A 17,989-nucleotide genomic window follows, 5' to 3' on the forward strand; every position below is an offset into this window, starting at 1 on the left:
GGACTAAGCTATGCCTAAGTGTTTTTTTCTTTTCTCAACCCAAGTTCTGATTAAATTATCAAAAATCAATCCTATGAAAGCAACACAGATACCTAGAGTTAATCCTATTCCAGCTCCATTTTTATCTGACAATGCCTTTAAAATGTACTGGCCTAGATCTTCTGTTCCAATAAATGCTCCAATAATGACCATAAATAAAGCAAATACGATTGTTTGATTTATTCCAAGCATCATATGTGGGAAAGCTAATGGAAATTCAATCTTAGTTAATCTTTGAAATTTATTAACACCAGACATAGTTGCTGCCTCATGCAAACCAGCAGGTACACTTCTTAACCCTTCAATAGTATATCTGGTTGCTGGAATTGTTGCGTAAACAATTACTGCAATTAAAACTGAAGTATCTGTAATTCCAAATAGCATCATTACTGGAATTAAGTATACAAACGATGGGAATGTTTGAAAAATATCACAAACCCCTAACATAAATGCTGCAGACTTTTTGTTTTGAAAACATAAAGTTCCAACCGTAAAGCCTATTAAACAAGAAACGACTACTCCAAAAGTAGCCATGTACAATGTAACCAATGCTCTATCCCACCAAGGACTTAATGCTATAAATAAAGTTAAAGCAGCAACAACTAATGCTGATCTAATTCCTCCAATTAAATAACCAGCACCTACAGCTAACACTAAAGTAGCAACAGCTGGCATTCTTAGATACAGAGCTCTCATTGGTTGAAGCACTTCTGTAATTAACCATGTATTAAATGCTTTTATATAAACAAAAAATGTATCAAAGATCCAATCTACACCTTTGTTCCAAAAATCAGCTGTTGAAAATCCTTTGTTATGTGGAACTTCAAATAAATAATTAAATGTATCTTTAAAAATAAATGTTCCGATATAAGCAAGAATAGCTCCAACAACTACTGATCCACCAAAAAATATAATATTTTTATTTCTTTGGAAGAAAGTAAGATTGCCGAAATAATCTTGTTGTTGATTTGCCCACGCTAATGACATTTTATCTAATAGAATTGCAATCAAACTAATACATAAACCTGCTTCAAGAGCTAACCCGATGTTAAGTTGATTTAAAGCAAGCAATAGATTAAATCCTAATCCTTTAGCACCAATAAACGCAGAGATCACTGCCATAGAAAAACAAACCATAATAACTTGGTTAACTCCGATTAAGATATCTCTTCTTGCGGTTGGAATAAGTACTTTCATCATTAACTGCCAATTTGTACAACCACTCATTCTTCCTGCTTCAATGACTTCTGGAGGAACTGCTCGTAGTCCAAGTATGGTTAATAAAATCATTGGAGGAACTGCTACTACCATTGTAATTATTACAGCTGCATGATCACCAACACCAAATAAAACAAGTGCAGGAACTAATACCGCATATTGAGGCATGGTTTGCATCACTAAAAGAATTGGATACAAAGCATTTTCTACTCTTTTGCTTTTGTAAGCAGCAATACCTAAACTGATACCGAATGCAAATGACAGAGGAACAGCCACTAATATAAAAGAAAGTGTTTGCATTGAAGGTTTCCACTGACCAAAGATTGAAATATAGACCATTGTTAAACCTGCAAATAAAGCAAGTCCTATACCACTCAGTTTATATGCAAGTATTGTTGCTCCTGCTGCAACGATAGTCCAAGGTAAACCTGGTAATTCTAACCAAGGATAAGCATCAATAAAATCCCAGCTAGTGAATGCAACTATAGTTTCTAACCCTCCAAGCAAAATTTCTCTAATTAACTCAATCAAAAACGTCATAAAAGATGTTAAATTTCTACTAATCTCTAATAACAGTGGTCTCGTTTTAAACTCTTGAGTATCTTCATTCCAAAACTCCATTGGCATCCACTCATTCATTAAGAAAAATAAAGAGTCGTTTATCCAAATAGGCAACCAACCAAGTAGAGGTGGTAATCTCCAAAACACATCAAACGCATAATATCTGACTTCTTTACCTAGAAAAAAATAAACACTTTGGTTAGGATCTTTTACAAATTCTGCTTGGCCTCTTATAAATTTATAAGTTTCAGGAACTTCTATTGCAAAACATAGGGCAAAAAATACAATTAGCAAAAATATCCATTGAAACAACTTTGGGTATTTTTTTAAATATTCCATGGTCTAGCTACTATTTTTTCTTCCTCCAAAAACTGTATCAATAATTGTTGAAGGTTTTATTGAACCAATAATATTGTTATTAGAGTCAACAACCCCTACAATTTTTTCTTGGGTAAGAATTTTTTCTGCAACATTTTCGATAATGTCATCTTTTGAAACTTTTATATCTCCTAAATTATCTTTAGTTGAACTATCCATTACATCTTCAATGACTAAAACTTTTTCTCTTGGAACTTCTTCAGTAAATTTTCTTACATATTCTGTAGCTGGATTTAAAACAATGTTAGCAGGTGTATCTAACTGTTCTATAATACCATCTTTCATGATCGCAATTCGATCCGCTAATTTTAAAGCCTCGTCAAAATCATGGGTAATAAACATAATTGTTTTTTGTAATTTTTCTTGCAATCTTAGAAACTCGTCCTGCATTTCTTTTCTTATTAGTGGGTCTAATGCTGAAAACGGTTCATCTAAAAACCAAATATCAGGTTCTACTGCTAAAGATCGAGCAATCCCAACTCTTTGTTGTTGACCTCCTGAAAGCTCTCTTGGAAAATAATTTTCTCTTCCATCAAGTCCAACTAGTTTAACCATTTCCATTGCTCTACTAATACTGTCTTCAGTCTTAATACCCTTTATCTGAAGTGGGAAAGCAATATTTTCTACAACTGTTTTATGAGGCAACAAGGCAAAGCTTTGGAAAACCATTCCCATTTTATTTCTTCTAAGCTCAATTAATTCTTTATTGTTTAATTGAAGTAGGTCTTGGCCTTCTATAAAAATTTTTCCTCCAGTTGCATCTGTTAATCTTGAAATACATCTTAATAATGTTGATTTACCTGAACCAGATAAACCCATTACTACCAGCATTTCTCCTTTTGCAACTTCAAACGAAGCGTTGTTAACTCCAACTATGCAGCCGTTTTCTTGAAATGTTTTTGCGTCTACATTCCCGTTAGATTCCTCAAGCATTTTTTTGGCATTCTCACCAAAAATTTTATAAACTGACTCACACTTAATAACGGTCTCAGACATAAATCTTTTCAAAGTTATATGAAATTTAATAAAATTTAAATGTTAATTATTGTAACCTTTCATCATTAAAAATTCTTAATATAGTAAACTCTTGTATCAATACCTGTACTTAAAAAACTCAAAGCTTCGCCACTAACAGTAATGGTTTCATCTACCCCAACATTGTTTCCGCTTACTGTAAAACCTGCATAACATTTGCCTTTTTCTTGATCCCATTTGACAAAAGTTTCATCAATTTTATTTCCGTTTATTGTGTAAATCTCATGTGCTCTAAAATTTAAAAAATTGGCACCCATAATTGCTCTTTGTGGAATTAATTTTGTAGCTTTACATACTTGCTCATACACCTCATCAGTTAATCTATAGTGGTCAGTTCCATCGAAGGATACTAATATTCCTGAAGGTAATTTAGATATTAATTCACTTAGTTTTCTTTCTTCAGCAATTCTTTGTTCTTCCAATTTCATTTTTTCTACAAGCTCGTCTCCCCCTCCAAATATTCCATTTAAAACAGCAAAAAAAGCTATCACTATTGCTGTAACAATAACTAAACCAATAAATTGCTTTGTTGAGTTTGAATTGTCTTCAGTTTTATTTAAACTATTTTCTTTTGACATTACTCTTGTAACTTTCCGTTTACCCAAGTGCCTGATTTTTGTTTTCCATCTGCCCAAGTAAATGTTCCTTGTCCATTCATAAAACCTTTGGACCATTCACCGTCATAAGTAGATCCATCTGGAAAAGTTAAAACTCCTTTTCCGCTCCATTGACTATTTTTAAATTCACCTTTGTAAATATATCCGTTTGGCCATGTCTCAACTCCTTGACCTTCTTTTTTTGTTGCAACCCACTCACCTTCATAAGTTGTCTTATCGGTATAAATCCATTTACCAAAACCATTTTCACAGTTTCCTTCTTTACATCCTGTACTTCGAGCAAATGCAGATGAGTTAATTAAAGAAATTAAAAATATGAAAATTAGAAATTTTTTCATTTTGTCACTTTACACAAATTAGAATAAAAAAAAATCCCCCCCAACAAGTTGGGGGAGATTTTAATTTTTTTAACTTTTACCCTTATTTAGTAAAAGGTTTCCAAACTGACTCGTTGTCAGCTAACCATTTTTTAGCTGCATCTTCGTGAGTCATTTTATCAACATCAACTAAAGCTGCCATCGCACCAATGTGACTTGTTGAGAATGACATCTTTTTAAATGCTGCTGCTGCATCTGGGTGAGTTTTTGGGAAATCCTCATGAACTGCTTTTTTCAAGTATCCATCAGGAGAACCACATTTACCATCACCACCATCTTCTGGTCTGCAACCTGCTGTGTATGGAGGGAAGTCAATAAATGTAAAACCAGCACCATCTGTAAAGTTTGGTGTCCAGTTAAAGATTATAGTTCCTCTTCCTTCTTTTTCAGCCGCTGCTAATTCAGCCCAAAGTGCATCTGCACCTCCAGCAAATTTAACCCACCAAAGATCACCTAAACCTAAAGCTTCAACTCTTTGAGGAATTAAATCACCATGCCAACTTTGAGGTCCTTCCAACATTCTTCCTTTTCCATCTGGAGAATCAGGTGTTGTAAAGTTTTTAGCACAGTCTGGATTTTTTAAAGCTGTCCAATCTGGTAGACCTGGGCATAAACCTTTTTCAACAACCCAGTTTGGGTATCCCATATCTTCAAGAGTTCTTGCCTCATGATCACCCCAGTCAAGTAAACCACCTTTATCTAGAGCAGTAGTAAATGACTTACCGAATGCAGACTCCCATACTTCGTGAGAAATAGTTACGTCTCCAATTCTGATTGATTCATAAACTGCTTGTGAGTCAGCGTTTACATATTTTACGTTGTTACCCATGCTTTCAAAAATTCCACCAATAACGTAAGCCATTACAATTTGAGATGACCAGTTATGAGTTGGGATTACGATGGGCTTTTTGCTATCAGCGTTAGAAATTCCTGAGAAACTTACTACAGAAATAACTAGAGCAGATAATAATGATATTATTTTTTTCATTTTTTTCCCCCCTATTAATATTAATAACAACACTCTATGTTAAAACGAATAGCTAGGTAAAGAATTATTAGTTCTAAAAAATATATATATATTTAATCAATAAAAATGGTGATAAAAAATATATCAATATAAAAAAATTTTAAAAATGTTTGGAACAAGTAAAGACATTAAAAATCCTGGACTAAATATTTTACCACCTGGAGTTGAACGACATATTGTAAATGGCGGTGCTCTTACTGCTTTTCAAATTTTTCCAGATGATGAAATAGAAATAATCAACGATGAAGGAAATCAAATTTGTGAAATAATTTGTTTTAATAAAGATGGAAAGTCAGAATTAGGAATTTTAAATTTAAAAGAAAATAGTCAAAAAAATTTCATAAGAAATATTTTAAGTAGAAAAGATGAAACAATCTTAGCAACAAATTATCAATTAAAAAAAAGAAACTTAAATATAAAAGAGTCTAAATCATCAATAGTTTTTGATCTTGATACAAAAGCTGAAGAAAAGATAAAACTTAAATCAAAAGATAAATGCTATGCAATCTTTGCTGCACCAGGTGAAGATATGGTTGTTACCAAACAAAATCCACCAACAGATTTAACTATATTTATTAAAAGAGCGAAGGTAATAAATGATAAAGAGTTAAGTGTTATACCTGATCCAGTTTTTGAACCACTTTATGAAAAAAACATAGATAAAGAAACTTCAACATCTTACCAAGTTAAAGAAGGAGATTACATTCAAGTTATAAGTCCAACTGGAAGACAATGTTCGGACTTTGTAGCATTTGATACAAAAAAATTAGAAAAAGGGATTGAAAAAGGATTAGATTGGCAAACAACTAGAACTTTTATGGGAAACACTTTTCCTGGTCCTGGATTACATTCAAAATTTTATGATACTGATCATGAACCCTTAGTAGAGGTAATAAGAGATACAGTTGGTAAACATGATACTTTTAATCTTGCATGTACTTCAAAATATTATGAAGACGCTGGTTACTTTGGTCATCCTAATTGCTCAGATAATTTAACTGAGAGCATGTCTAAATATGGAGTACAAAAACAAAAAGGATGGCATGCAATTAATTTATTTTTTAATACATCAGCTGCTGGATTAAATTCAGTAATATCAGATGAATCTTATTCTAGACCTGGTGATTATGTAATGTTTAGAGCGTTAAAAGATTTAACAATTGGCACGACAGCTTGTCCTAGTGATATTGATGCTTGTAATTCATGGAATCCTACTGAAATTTTTGTTAGAACTTATGACAAAAATAAAGAATTTAGAAAGTCATTTGCTTTTCGAATGAAAACAGATTCAGAAAAAAAATTAACAAGAAATTCAGGTTTCCACGAACGTACATCTCAACTTACTAGAAATTTTGTTGATGCAAGAGGTTTTTGGCTTCCAAATGATTATACGAAACACGGAATAGTAAATGAATATAATGCCTGTAGAAACGATGCGGTATTAATTGATTTATCTTCACTTAGAAAATTTGAAATAATAGGTCCAGATGCTGAGGAATTATTAAACTACACACTTACAAGAAACATCAAAAAATTATCAGTTGGCCAAGTTGTATATTCTGCAATGTGTTATGAAAATGGAATGATGTTTGATGATGGAACATTATTAAGATTAAGCGAAACAGGATTTAGATGGATATGTGGTGATGAGTATGCTGGAGAATGGTTAAAAGAAATAGCGAAGAAAAAAAATTTTAATGCAAATGTTAAAAATTCAACAGACCAAATCAGTAATGTTTCTATACAAGGTCCAAAAAGTAGAGAAATTTTAAAAAAGATAATTTTTACACCACCTACCCAACCATCTATTGATGAGCTTGGTTGGTTTAGATTTACAATTTGTAGAATTGAAGAATTACAAGGTATTCCGCTAATCGTTTCTAGAACAGGTTATACAGGTGAACTTGGTTATGAAGTATGGTGTCATCCAAATCATGCTCCTGAAGTTTGGGATAAATTAATGGAAGCAGGAAAAGATGACGGTTTAATTCCTGCTGGCTTTGCTGCTCTTGATAAACTTAGAATAGAAGCTGGATTAATTTTATTTGGAAATGAATTTGATGGTCAACAAGATCCCTTTGAAGCAGGAATAGGTTTTGCGGTTCCTTTGAAAACTAAAGAAGAAGACTTCATTGGTAAAGAAGAATTGATTAAAAGAAAAAATAATCCTCAAAAAAAATTAGTTGGCTTAGAATTAATTGGAAAAGAAATTGCAGGTCATGGTGATTGTGTTCATATTGGTAGAGCTCAAGTAGGTATTGTTACAAGTGGATGTCTATCATCAACTCTAAATAAAAATGTAGCTCTTTGTAGAATAGATGCTCAATATTCAGAAATTGGAACTGAAGTTGAAGTTGGAAAAATTGATGGTCACCAAAAAAGAATTGGTGCAAAAGTTGTTGGCTTTCCATTCTACGATCCAACTAAGTCTAGAGTAAGATCTTAAAAAAATGCCGAAAGAAAAAAAAACCCTATTAGATTTCTGGGAAGAACAAATGAAACAATCCCATACTTCAAGTAATTATTTTTTCAGAAAGTCACCTTCTCACTATCACATGATGTTATTAGTTATGTCAGCTTTTAAAGAAGGAACAAAACTATCTGTTGAAGAATTAAAAACAAAATTATTTAAAACATCTAGGCCTAAATCAGCTTTAATAATTACAGAGGCTTGTGAAAAAGGATTCTTTAAACTTGAAAAAACTTCAACTGACCAGCGAATTAAAAATATAGTCCCAAGTGAGTCATTTATTAAAGAATTTAATAACTACTTAGAAACGCTAAAAAACATCAGTTATTAATTAATTTTTTGACTGATATAAAAAGTATCTAATTTTTATATATAATTTTTACTTCTATAAATAATTATATTAATTAACATTATCAAAAATTAATGTTTTGATATGACGACATTACCTTCAAAAGCAAAAGTAGTGATAATCGGTGGTGGTATACACGGTTTAAGTACTGCATGGAAACTTTCAGAAACTTACAAAAATCCTGGTGACATAGTTGTATTAGAAAAAAAAGATACAGCTGCTGGTGCAAGTGGAATTGCATGTGGAGTTGTAAGAAATAATTATTTTCAGCCAGCAATGAGAGAATTAATGGCTCATTCAGTTTCAGTTTGGGAAAGTGATCCGAAAGCGTTTAAATATAATCCAGTTGGATACTTACAAATATCTCCAGAAGTAATGCATGAAGATGTTGCAAGTATATATGAACAACAAAAAGCAATTGGATATGAATCAGTTTTTATTGAAGGTGAAAAAGATTGCACAAATTACATGAAGGGAATTTTTGACGATTGGCAAGCTCAAGGCATCACTTCTGTACTTCATGAGAAAAAAGGTGGATACGCATTTAATAAAGATTCAATTAAAGCTTTAGAGAGTAAATCTACATCTAATGGTGTTCAAGTTATGAAAGGTGTAAGAGTAACCGGTTTTAAAAAAGGAAGTAACAGTCAAGCAGTAACTGGTGTTGAAACTGACAAAGGAACTATTGAGTGCGAACAAGTAGTTGTTGGTGCGGGACCATGGGCAAGAGATTTTTGGAATATGTTAGAGTTACCAAAGACAGCTCACATAAAAGGTAAAGATGGTAAGATGCATGAAACTGATATGTGGACTTACTGGATGCTTCAAGAAGGAGTTATCGGTGTTGAGCCAGATTTTTTAAAAACAAATGATGGTAAACAACCACCTGTAGTTCACGTTGACTCGACAGCACCTTTATACTCTGACAAAACAAAAAAATTATTAACAGATAAAATTTGGGGAATTTATTATAAACCTGATATTGAAGGTTTGGGTGTACAAGGTGGAACTTCTCCTTACATTGTTAAAAAACATTTTGATCAAGTAAATGTTGATCCTTATGGAATTGAATCTCCAGAGTATCAAACAACAGATGCTTTTAGTGAAATGTGGTGTTCAGCACTTGCACATTGCCAAAAAAGATTTGAAGGAAAATCAGATTTATACAGAAAAGGACCATCAGGTGGTTTAGGATGTATGACACCTGACTCTTTTCCTATCTTCGATAGATTTTTTGAAAACGTTTATATGATTGCTGATGCTAATCACGGATATAAAATGATTGGTGTTGGTGAACTTGTTGCAAAAGAAATTCTTGGTACTGAAAGTGATTTATTGAAGCCGTTTAGATTCAACCGTTACGAGAAGGGTGAACTTCATCCTACTTCTAACAGTCCGTTCCCTTGGAGTTAAACTCTAAGCCTAGACACAAATAAAGTTTTCAGCTACGCTTGAATAATTAATAATTCATTGAGGGGTGAAAATGACGGATCTAGAAAAACATGTTAACCAGCCAGGTAGAGCTAAACTAGTAAAAAAAGTTCGAGAAAAAATTAACGAACTTGGAATAACTTATATTTATTATCAATTTATTTCTGTAACAGGAAGAGTCGTAGGTAAAGGTATACCTGCAGATCACTGGGAAAGAACAGCAGAAAAAGGATTTCAATTAGTTTACGGAGCAACAGCAAACTTATTTTTAGATCGTCATAATAACTACATTGGTTATGGTCCAGAGGCTATGGAGCTTGTTGGAATACCTGATCCAGAAACTTTTGTGCAATTACCTTGGGATAAAAGAGTTGGAAGAGTTTTTGTAACATGTTTTAGAAACAGAGAAGAAAGAGAAAATCCAGGTGGTCACTTAACTTCAGACTGCAGAGGAAATCTAAGAATTTTCATGGATGAATTTAAGAAAAAACATGGTCTAGAATTAAGAGTTGGTACTGAGCCTGAAATGATGTGGTTAACAAAAAATGAAGATGGAACCCCAACAGGTAAAGGTTTTTCTAAGCCATTCTGTTATCACATTGATCAATTTGAATCGTTAAGACCAGTATTTATGAAGGTAATTGAATACGCAAAAGCAATGGGACTTGATATGATTCAAGGGGACCACGAAGATGCACCAGGTCAATTAGAATTAAATTGGACTTATGATAACGTCTTAAGAAATGCAGATAGATTATCAACATACAGACAAATTTGTGCTCAAGTTGCAAGGGAACATAATTTAATAGCTTGCTTTATGACTAAACCTTTTATGGGAGTTTCTGCAAGTGGATGTCATACAAATATGTCTTTGTGGAAAGGTGGAAAAGTTAAAGTAAACAAACTTGGAAACAAAAATCTTCCAGGTGTTGAAGAAGTGTTTAGTTACGTTGAAGGTGGAACTAATACTTTTATGCCTGATACTAAAGACATGCAGTTACCAGGTAAAATTGGTTTGCAATCAATTGCAGGTATCATGGAACACTTGCCAGCACTAACAGCATTAGGATCTTCTACGGTTAACTCTTATAGAAGATTATGGGATCAAGGTTTCTGGGCGCCAGTTTATGCTGACTGGGGATACCAAAATAGAACATGTGGATTAAGGGTTTCTGCACCAGGTAGATTTGAATACCGATCAGTAGACTCTATGCATAATCCATACTTATTAGGTGCAGCGTTACTAAAAGCATGTGATCATGGAATTAGTAAAAAATTAAAACCAGCTGCTCCTGAGTCTAGAAATATTTACGAAGCTCAAAAGGCTGGTAAAGATGTTAAAAAACTTCCATTAAGTCTTGGTGAAGCTTTGGCTAGACTTGCAGAGGATGAAGTAATTAAATCTGCAATGCCAGATGAAATGTATAAAGTTTTCCATTGGTACAAAAACGATGAGTGGGAAAGATTCTTGGGTGCTACAACTCAATGGGATCTGGATACTTATCTTGATTGCTTACCGTAGGTCATAAAATAATAGAAAGGGTATAAAAATATGTGTGGGATAGCAGGATTAATTCATAGAGGAAAATCCTCAAATGTTGGAAGCGAATTACAAGGTATGCTTCAAGCGTTAAAACATAGAGGTGAAGACTCAACTGGATATGCTTTGTATGGAGATACAGATGGCAAAAATTTCATCATGCGTTTTAAAGTTGGTGAGAACGTTGGAGAAGGAAGTTCGTCTGTTATGGAAGATGTTTCTGTATATGATGAAAGAAAAAAAGTTGTAGATCAAACTCTAGCTGAGATGGGAGCAAAAGTTGTTAAAGAAGAAAGAACACTTCCCTACTCTTTAAGATATGAGATTGATTACAACACAAAAGATTTGTTAGATTTTTCTCAAAGAATAGAAAGTATTCCAGGTGTAGAAATTTTATCTATGGGTAAATCATTAGAAGTTATTAAAGATTTAGGTAACGCAAAAATGGTTTGTGATAGATATAGTCTAGATAAAGTTGTTGGAACTCATGCAATAGGTCATGCTAGAATGGCGACTGAGTCTGGTGTTGATATCAAATCTGCCCACCCTTTCTGGGGCTATCCTTTTAGTGACGTTTCTGTAGTTCACAATGGTCAATTAACGAACTATTGGAACAACAGAAGAGTGTTGGAAAATAAAGGAATGAGATTTATGTCTGAGTGTGACTCAGAATTAATCGCAGTTTATCTTGCAGAAAAAATGAGAGATGGTGCAACTTTAGAAGAAGGCATGAAAGAGAGTTTAACTGGTTTAGATGGTGTATTTACTTATTTTGTTGCTACAAAAGACTCTTTAGGAATGGCTAAAGACACTATGGCTGCAAAACCTTTAGTTTTATATGAATCAGATGATTTAGTTGCAATGGGATCAGAGGAGATAGCTATTAGATCAGTGTTACCACAAGAAATAGACACATATGATCCATTTGATGGGGAGGTTAAAGTATGGCAAATCTAAAAACAGTATCAAAAAAATCTAAAGCCCAATCAATGGGTATGCATACCGAAGTTCTAACAGGGAGAACTCAACAAAAATTCTTTAACCCAGATGAGGCAGAGAATTTTTATTACTTTGGAACTTATGATGTAGACTTTAACAAAAGAACTGATCTTGACGTTAAAGATATGACTGCTGCGGAGGCTAATAAAGAAATTGATAATTTAATGAGCCAAGGTTACGGAACAATTGTAATCAAAAACCCTCAAGGAAAACATAGTTTGGGTGTGGGTATCCTTAATAAATTAAATTTAATTTTTGAAGGAAGTTTAGGTTATTTTGGAATTGGTTCGTGTGATGGACCAATTGTTAGAATCAATGGAAGAGTTGGTTGGTCTTGTGCAGAAAACTTGATGGCTGGTAAAGTTGTAATTGAGAAAAACGCTGGATCTTGTTTTGGTGCAGCAATCAGAGGTGGAGATTTAATCTGCAAAGGTAGCGTTGGTGCTAGAACTGGTATTGATATGAAAGGTGGAACTATCATTATTGGTGGTGATGCTGGTGCTTTTACTGGTTTTATGATGCAAAGAGGAAGAATAATAATTCTTGGAGATGTAGGAATTAACCTGGGCGACTCAATGTACGATGGGACAATATTCGTAGGAGGAGAAATTGGATCTTATGGTAGTGATGCTGTAGATGCTGAATTAACAGCAAGCGACCAAGATTGGCTAAAGAGAAAATTAAAAGTTGCTGAAATTGGTGAAAATTTTGACGTTAGTAAAATGAAAAAAATTGTAGCTGGTAAAAAACTTTGGAATTACGATAATTTAGAACCTACAGAGAAGAAGGGAGCAATTTAATGCCTAAGAAAAAAAGTAAAAAGAATGGTAAAGGCGTTGGTGGAAAAGCTGACGTTCATGTTCATGAAGAAGGTAAAAGAAATAAAAGTCTACTAGGACACAATGCTATTTTTACTCCTGAAGTAATAGACGACATTCACATCAAATCTCAATTAGGAAGATACAGAATGCGTGGAATGGCATTAATGAAAAAAATTCCAACATTCGATGATTTAGTATTTTTGCCTGGAACGCTTACAAGATTTGTAATCGAAGGTTACAGAGAAAAATGTGAAACTAAAACAGTAATTGGTCCAAGATGTGAAAACCCAATTGAATTAGATATACCTGTTTACATTACAGGGATGAGTTTTGGTGCACTTTCCTATGAAGCAAAAACTGCTTTAGCAAGAGGAGCTACTATGGCAGGAAGCGCTACTTGTTCAGGTGAAGGTGGAATGATACCAGATGAGAGAAGATATTCAGAGAAATGGTATTACCAATGTATTCAATCAAGATATGGTTTTAATCCTCATCACGCTCAATTGGCTGATGGAATTGAAGTATTTATTGGACAAGGACAAAAAGTTGGTATGGGTGGACACTTAATGGGTCAAAAGGTAACCGACCAAGTTGCAGAAATGAGATCGCTGCCATCTGGTATTGACCAAAGATCACCTGCAAGACACCCTGACTGGTTAGGTCCAGATGATTTAGCTCTAAAAGTTGAAGAGTTAAGACAATTAACGAAAAATAAAGTTCCAATTCAGTTAAAACTTGGTGCATCTAAAGTTTATGATGATGTGCGTATGGCTGCAAAATGTGATCCGGACTCTATTTATTTAGATGGTATGGAAGGATCTACTGGAGCAGGACCACACATTGCTGCTGCAAATACTGGAATTCCAGGAATTGCTGCTATTAGAGAAGCAAGAAGAGCAATTGATGATGTGGGTAAAACTGGAAAAGTAACGTTAATCTACGCAGGTGGTGTAAGAGATGGTGCTGATATGGCTAAAGCTTTAGCTCTTGGAGCTGATGCAATTGCTATAGGTACCGGATCAATGATTGCACTTAACTGCAACAAAGATATTCCAGAAGCTGATTTCGAAAAAGAAATGGGTGTAAAAGCTGGGGAGTGTTATCACTGCCATACTGGAAGATGTCCAGTTGGTGTTGCTACTCAGGATCCAAAATTAAGAGCAAGATTAAATCCTGATGATGCAGCGTTGAGAGTATATAACTATCTACACTCAATGACTTTGGAAGCTCAATTATTAGCTAGAGCTTGTGGTAAGACGAATATTCATTCGTTAGAACCAGAAGATTTAGCAGCTTTAACTTCTGAAGCTTCTGCATTAGCGAAAGTTCCACTTGCAGGTACAAACTACACTGTTGGTGTTGATAACTATCACAAAATATAAGGGGTAACGATGGCTAAAAAGAAAACTAAAAAAACTAAATCGAAAGCTAAAGTTTCAAAAGTTAAGTTTGGAGTAAAAAAACAAACTGCTAGAGAAAAAATGATAGGCCAGTCGATTGGTTATAGATACGACGTTAACCTGTTGCCTGATTATAAAAAAATAACTCCATTCTTAAAAAAATATATTGAGGCAATGGGATGGGATGATTTAAATTGGTTGGAAGATGTTCACATGGGTTACGAAGAAGGAAGACCTGCAGTGTTTTGTAGAAATGCAAATGGATGGGTAACAATTCCAAAATCAATTAAACTTCCTAACAATCAACAAGACAGAGACATGATTGCAAGAGAGCTTCTGGTTAAGTTTCAAATGTCTCCAAAACATCCTCTTGTTGATTTGAAAAAGGCATATCTAAAATTTTAAATAACAATCAATAGTTGATTTCAATTCTAAAAACCTAGTGACCACACTAGGTTTTTAGTCTCTCTTTATATTTGTAACTAAGCTAATAATTTTATAGGGTTTAGAATAACAAATATGGGGAGAGAATATGACTGATCAGTTAGCTGCTCTTACTACCATATTTACAGAGTTCTACTACTGGGTAACAGTGGTGCTGATGTTTTTAATTCACGTTGGATTCTGTATGTATGAAGTTGGAGCTTCTCGATACAAACACCATCAACATACTCTTATGAAAAACACAATGCTGATACCTTTGGTAACAGTAACTTGGTTTTTATTTGGTTGGTGGATTTACTGGGCTTTTCCAACAGGACCTGGATTGGCACCTTCAATAATGAATGAAAGTACTGCTCTAATCACAGATGAGTCTGCGTTTAGTGCTACTTGGTATACAGCTACAAGTGAACTTATGGCGATCAATCTAGGAGATCACATTTCTGGTGTCTTCTGGGCTGCATTCCTGCTTTTCTCTTGGACAGCTGCTTCTATCGTTTCAGGAGCAATCATTGAAAGAATTACAACATTTGCATTTGGTATTTTAGCAATTGCAATTGGATCTGTATTTTGGACAATTGATGCTGCTTGGGGATGGCACTTTGATGGATGGATGTTAAAACTTTTAGGGTATCATGATGCATATGCATCAGGAGTAATTCACGCAATTGCAGGTGGATTTGCTTTAGGTGTTCTTGTGGTTTTAGGTCCAAGAATTGGAAAATTCTCATCAAGTGGTGAACCTAGAAACATAGGGCCTAGAAATCCTTGGTTAGTAACAGTTGGATTATTTTTAATTTATACTGGTTTCTGGGGATTTTATGCTGCATGCAACATTCCAATTTTCGACTTAGGTCCAGAATATGGAATGGAAGGTATATCTTATTGGACAGCTACAAACATTTACGTAACTCCTACTACACTTAGTGGTATTACCTTTAACTTCTTGATGTCGTTATCAGGAGGATTATTGGCCGGATATTGGATTGCTAAAGGTGATCCTTTCTGGACATACTCTAGTGGACTAGCAGGTGTTATCTGTGCTTCAGCTGGAAATGACTTATATCATCCAATTCAATCAATGATCATCGGTATGATCGGTGTTGTGATTGCATACAAACTACATTACTGGGTTGAACGAAAGTTCAAAATCGATGATGCAGTTGGTGCAGTAGCAGTTCACGGTTATGCAGGATTTGTTGGTCTTGTAATTTGTGGTTTTGTTTTATGGGGCTACCCTTCATCTGGTTATAGTGTGGGTGCTATGTGGGATGGAACTACTTATGCAACAATCAATCCTGTAGGACAGTTCATCGGAGCAATAATTATGTTTGTTGTTCTTGGACTAATACCAGGCTATGTCATAGCTAAAGTACTTCACGGTATGGGTAAATTAAGAATCCCTCGAGAGGTAGAAATAGCTGGACTAGATTATGAAATGATGGAAGCTGCTAAAGAAGATGAAAAAGCAGTTTCATCTGCAACCAGGTAAAGGAGAAATATATGGCTACAGTAACAAACTGGATAGATCACCTTAACAAGCCGGCTGAGGAAGTAGTTGGCGCTGTTTACCCTGGTGCTGGATCTAGTGAAGGTATACTGGTAATCATTGCTATAATTTTATGGATTGGTTGGCACGTCTTAACTGCGAAATCTGAAAGTGATGAACTTTCAAGATTAGCAAAGAAAAGACATGGTGCTAATGATCATAAAAGCAATATTACCGATTGGTAATTAAACTAAAAATTTGGGCGCTGTTTTAATTAATAGCGCCCTTTTTAATTTAAATTTTTATGACAGATGAAAATGAAGAATTAAGACCCTCAAAAATGAGAGGAGTTGCATTTCCAAAGGCTAAATACGGTGTAATTTTAGCAATAATAATTATTATAGTTGTCAATCTAATTTATTATAAAGAAACTATCTTATCTTTTTTTAAATAATTATGTTAAGCTAAGTAATGGCTAAAGACTTATTTAAAATTGCAAAACAAAAAAAAATTAAATATTTTTTAATCAGTTTTGTCGATCTTTTTGGAGTTTTAAGATCAAAACTTGTTCCAGCTCATGCAATCAAAGAAATGCAAACTGCGGGTGCTGGTTTTGCTGGATTTGCAGCATGGCTAGATATGACACCAGCAGATTCTGATATGTTTGGGATCCCTGATCCTGATAGCTTAATTCAATTGCCTTGGAACAAAGAAGTTGGATGGTTAGCATCTGATTTATGGATGAACGGTAAACCGGTGGAAGCCTCGCCAAGAGTAATGTTAAAAAATCAAATTAAAAAACTTAAGAAACAAAATTTAACGATGAAGTCAGGTGTTGAATGTGAATATTTTTTAATATCACCTGATGGAGAATCAATTGCAGATCCAAGAGATACTCAATCAAAACCTTGTTATGATCAATCTGCATTGATGAGAAGATATGATTTAATTAAAGAAATTTGTGACTGCATGATTGAAATGGGATGGGGTCCCTATCAAAATGACCATGAAGACGCAAACGGACAGTTTGAAATGAATTGGGATTACTCTGACTGCTTAGAAACTGCAGACAGACATACCTTTTTTAAATACATGGTAAAAACAATTGCTGAAAAACATGGATTAAGAGCAACATTCATGCCTAAACCATTTAATAATTTAACAGGTAATGGATGTCATGCTCATGTATCAGTTTGGCAAAGTAAGAAAAATAAGTTTCTAGATAAGTCTGATAAACTTGGATTGAGTAAAATTGCATATAATTTCTTAGGTGGGGTAATTAAAAACGCATCATCGTTGTCAGCATTTTTTAATCCAACAATTAATAGCTACCGAAGAATTAATGCACCACCTACAAAATCTGGAGCATCATGGTCACCAAGTAGTATTTCTTACACTGGAAACAACCGAACACATATGATTAGAATTCCTGATCCAGGAAGGTTTGAATTAAGATTAATGGATGGATCTGCTAATCCATATTTATTACAAGCTAGTATTTTGGCTGCTGGCTTAGATGGTATCAAAAATAAAATCGATCCTGGCAATCCTTTGCATTGCAATATGTACGAAGACTTTGCAAAATATCCTGACTTACCAAAATTACCAGATGAGTTAGATCAATCACTTTCTCAATTAAAAGATAATAAAAGAATGAATGAAGCTTTTGGATCAGATGTTATTTCAAGTTATATAAAATTAAGAGATACAGAAATTAAAGAATTTAAATCAAAAGAAAGTTTTGATAAAACCAAAGCAGTCACTAAGTGGGAAAAAGATAATACATTAGATTGTTAG

Annotated in this window: 17 protein-coding genes; 12 read left to right on the forward strand and 5 right to left on the reverse strand. The window is 34.0% G+C overall.

Annotation, left to right across the window (positions count from 1 at the left end; translation table 11 throughout):
- Window positions 1-3: 3 nt before the first annotated feature.
- The 5 genes from ACTTBE_RS03470 to ACTTBE_RS03490 all read right to left on the reverse strand — a co-directional run bounded on the left by ACTTBE_RS03470 (window position 4) and on the right by ACTTBE_RS03490 (window position 5,213).
- The gene (locus ACTTBE_RS03470; protein WP_440677153.1) at window positions 4-2,157 is read right to left on the reverse strand and encodes an ABC transporter permease; all 2,154 of its coding nucleotides are present in this window, start codon (window positions 2,155-2,157) and stop codon (window positions 4-6) included.
- A 3-nt stretch (window positions 2,158-2,160) separates the two neighbouring features.
- Window positions 2,161-3,192, reverse strand: a complete 1,032-nt coding sequence (locus tag ACTTBE_RS03475) for a quaternary amine ABC transporter ATP-binding protein (RefSeq protein ID WP_440677154.1) — start codon at window positions 3,190-3,192, stop codon at window positions 2,161-2,163.
- A 65-nt stretch (window positions 3,193-3,257) separates the two neighbouring features.
- Complete coding sequence (locus ACTTBE_RS03480; RefSeq protein ID WP_262590399.1) at window positions 3,258-3,809, reverse strand: hypothetical protein; 552 nt, start codon at window positions 3,807-3,809, stop codon at window positions 3,258-3,260.
- Window positions 3,809-4,186 (reverse strand): MORN repeat-containing protein, encoded by a 378-nt coding sequence (locus ACTTBE_RS03485; RefSeq protein WP_440633621.1) that lies wholly within the window; start codon window positions 4,184-4,186, stop codon window positions 3,809-3,811. The genes ACTTBE_RS03480 and ACTTBE_RS03485 overlap by 1 nt, the downstream gene beginning before the upstream one ends.
- A gap of 82 nt (window positions 4,187-4,268) precedes the next feature.
- Window positions 4,269-5,213, reverse strand: a complete 945-nt coding sequence (locus ACTTBE_RS03490) for an ABC transporter substrate-binding protein (RefSeq protein WP_440677155.1) — start codon at window positions 5,211-5,213, stop codon at window positions 4,269-4,271.
- A gap of 145 nt (window positions 5,214-5,358) precedes the next feature.
- On the opposite strand from ACTTBE_RS03490, the gene gcvT reads away from it, so the two are divergent.
- The 12 genes from gcvT (at window position 5,359) to glnT (ending at window position 17,989) form a co-directional block, all read left to right on the forward strand.
- Entirely contained in the window at window positions 5,359-7,698 is a 2,340-nt protein-coding gene (gcvT, locus tag ACTTBE_RS03495; RefSeq protein ID WP_440677156.1) for a glycine cleavage system aminomethyltransferase GcvT, read from the forward strand.
- A 4-nt stretch (window positions 7,699-7,702) separates the two neighbouring features.
- Window positions 7,703-8,053, forward strand: a complete 351-nt coding sequence (locus ACTTBE_RS03500; RefSeq protein WP_440647519.1) for a hypothetical protein — start codon at window positions 7,703-7,705, stop codon at window positions 8,051-8,053.
- A 102-nt stretch (window positions 8,054-8,155) separates the two neighbouring features.
- Entirely contained in the window at window positions 8,156-9,484 is a 1,329-nt protein-coding gene (locus tag ACTTBE_RS03505; RefSeq protein WP_440614090.1) for an NAD(P)/FAD-dependent oxidoreductase, read from the forward strand.
- Between the two features lie 70 nt (window positions 9,485-9,554).
- Window positions 9,555-11,024, forward strand: coding sequence for a glutamine synthetase family protein (locus tag ACTTBE_RS03510; RefSeq protein WP_440653866.1), 1,470 nt, complete (start codon window positions 9,555-9,557; stop codon window positions 11,022-11,024).
- Between the two features lie 30 nt (window positions 11,025-11,054).
- Window positions 11,055-11,999, forward strand: coding sequence for a glutamine amidotransferase (locus tag ACTTBE_RS03515; protein ID WP_075506194.1), 945 nt, complete (start codon window positions 11,055-11,057; stop codon window positions 11,997-11,999).
- Window positions 11,987-12,841: a GXGXG motif-containing protein gene (locus ACTTBE_RS03520; RefSeq protein WP_262590392.1), complete on the forward strand. Its 855-nt coding sequence runs from the start codon at window positions 11,987-11,989 to the stop codon at window positions 12,839-12,841. The genes ACTTBE_RS03515 and ACTTBE_RS03520 overlap by 13 nt, the downstream gene beginning before the upstream one ends.
- Window positions 12,841-14,244 carry an FMN-binding glutamate synthase family protein gene (locus ACTTBE_RS03525; RefSeq protein ID WP_262590391.1) on the forward strand — a complete coding sequence of 468 codons (1,404 nt, stop codon included), beginning with the start codon at window positions 12,841-12,843 and terminating at the stop codon, window positions 14,242-14,244. Before ACTTBE_RS03520 ends, ACTTBE_RS03525 begins: the two co-directional genes overlap by 1 nt.
- A 9-nt stretch (window positions 14,245-14,253) precedes the next feature.
- Window positions 14,254-14,667, forward strand: a complete 414-nt coding sequence (locus ACTTBE_RS03530) for a hypothetical protein (RefSeq protein WP_075506197.1) — start codon at window positions 14,254-14,256, stop codon at window positions 14,665-14,667.
- Window positions 14,668-14,794: 127 nt separating this feature from the next.
- Window positions 14,795-16,195, forward strand: coding sequence for an ammonium transporter (locus ACTTBE_RS03535; RefSeq protein ID WP_440618157.1), 1,401 nt, complete (start codon window positions 14,795-14,797; stop codon window positions 16,193-16,195).
- A gap of 11 nt (window positions 16,196-16,206) precedes the next feature.
- On the forward strand, window positions 16,207-16,437 hold the full coding sequence (locus ACTTBE_RS03540; protein WP_440614087.1) for a hypothetical protein: 231 nt from the start codon (window positions 16,207-16,209) through the stop codon (window positions 16,435-16,437).
- Between the two features lie 59 nt (window positions 16,438-16,496).
- Window positions 16,497-16,646, forward strand: a complete 150-nt coding sequence (locus ACTTBE_RS03545) for a hypothetical protein (RefSeq protein ID WP_262590388.1) — start codon at window positions 16,497-16,499, stop codon at window positions 16,644-16,646.
- Between the two features lie 17 nt (window positions 16,647-16,663).
- Window positions 16,664-17,989: a type III glutamate--ammonia ligase gene (glnT, locus tag ACTTBE_RS03550; RefSeq protein ID WP_440676517.1), complete on the forward strand. Its 1,326-nt coding sequence runs from the start codon at window positions 16,664-16,666 to the stop codon at window positions 17,987-17,989.

Source organism: Candidatus Pelagibacter sp. HIMB1587 (assembly GCF_052047775.1).
GTDB lineage: Bacteria > Pseudomonadota > Alphaproteobacteria > Pelagibacterales > Pelagibacteraceae > Pelagibacter.

Bases quoted from the DNA above. Each gene is read 5' to 3' on its own strand.
- ACTTBE_RS03470 (WP_440677153.1), bottom strand. From the start codon at position 2,157: ATGGAATATTTAAAAAAATACCCAAAGTTGTTTCAATGGATATTTTTG.
- ACTTBE_RS03475 (WP_440677154.1), bottom strand. From the start codon at position 3,192: ATGTCTGAGACCGTTATTAAGTGTGAGTCAGTTTATAAAATTTTTGGT.
- ACTTBE_RS03480 (WP_262590399.1), bottom strand. From the start codon at position 3,809: ATGTCAAAAGAAAATAGTTTAAATAAAACTGAAGACAATTCAAACTCA.
- ACTTBE_RS03485 (WP_440633621.1), bottom strand. From the start codon at position 4,186: ATGAAAAAATTTCTAATTTTCATATTTTTAATTTCTTTAATTAACTCA.
- ACTTBE_RS03490 (WP_440677155.1), bottom strand. From the start codon at position 5,213: ATGAAAAAAATAATATCATTATTATCTGCTCTAGTTATTTCTGTAGTA.
- gcvT (WP_440677156.1), top strand. From the start codon at position 5,359: ATGTTTGGAACAAGTAAAGACATTAAAAATCCTGGACTAAATATTTTA.
- ACTTBE_RS03500 (WP_440647519.1), top strand. From the start codon at position 7,703: ATGCCGAAAGAAAAAAAAACCCTATTAGATTTCTGGGAAGAACAAATG.
- ACTTBE_RS03505 (WP_440614090.1), top strand. From the start codon at position 8,156: ATGACGACATTACCTTCAAAAGCAAAAGTAGTGATAATCGGTGGTGGT.
- ACTTBE_RS03510 (WP_440653866.1), top strand. From the start codon at position 9,555: ATGACGGATCTAGAAAAACATGTTAACCAGCCAGGTAGAGCTAAACTA.
- ACTTBE_RS03515 (WP_075506194.1), top strand. From the start codon at position 11,055: ATGTGTGGGATAGCAGGATTAATTCATAGAGGAAAATCCTCAAATGTT.
- ACTTBE_RS03520 (WP_262590392.1), top strand. From the start codon at position 11,987: ATGGCAAATCTAAAAACAGTATCAAAAAAATCTAAAGCCCAATCAATG.
- ACTTBE_RS03525 (WP_262590391.1), top strand. From the start codon at position 12,841: ATGCCTAAGAAAAAAAGTAAAAAGAATGGTAAAGGCGTTGGTGGAAAA.
- ACTTBE_RS03530 (WP_075506197.1), top strand. From the start codon at position 14,254: ATGGCTAAAAAGAAAACTAAAAAAACTAAATCGAAAGCTAAAGTTTCA.
- ACTTBE_RS03535 (WP_440618157.1), top strand. From the start codon at position 14,795: ATGACTGATCAGTTAGCTGCTCTTACTACCATATTTACAGAGTTCTAC.
- ACTTBE_RS03540 (WP_440614087.1), top strand. From the start codon at position 16,207: ATGGCTACAGTAACAAACTGGATAGATCACCTTAACAAGCCGGCTGAG.
- ACTTBE_RS03545 (WP_262590388.1), top strand. From the start codon at position 16,497: ATGACAGATGAAAATGAAGAATTAAGACCCTCAAAAATGAGAGGAGTT.
- glnT (WP_440676517.1), top strand. From the start codon at position 16,664: ATGGCTAAAGACTTATTTAAAATTGCAAAACAAAAAAAAATTAAATAT.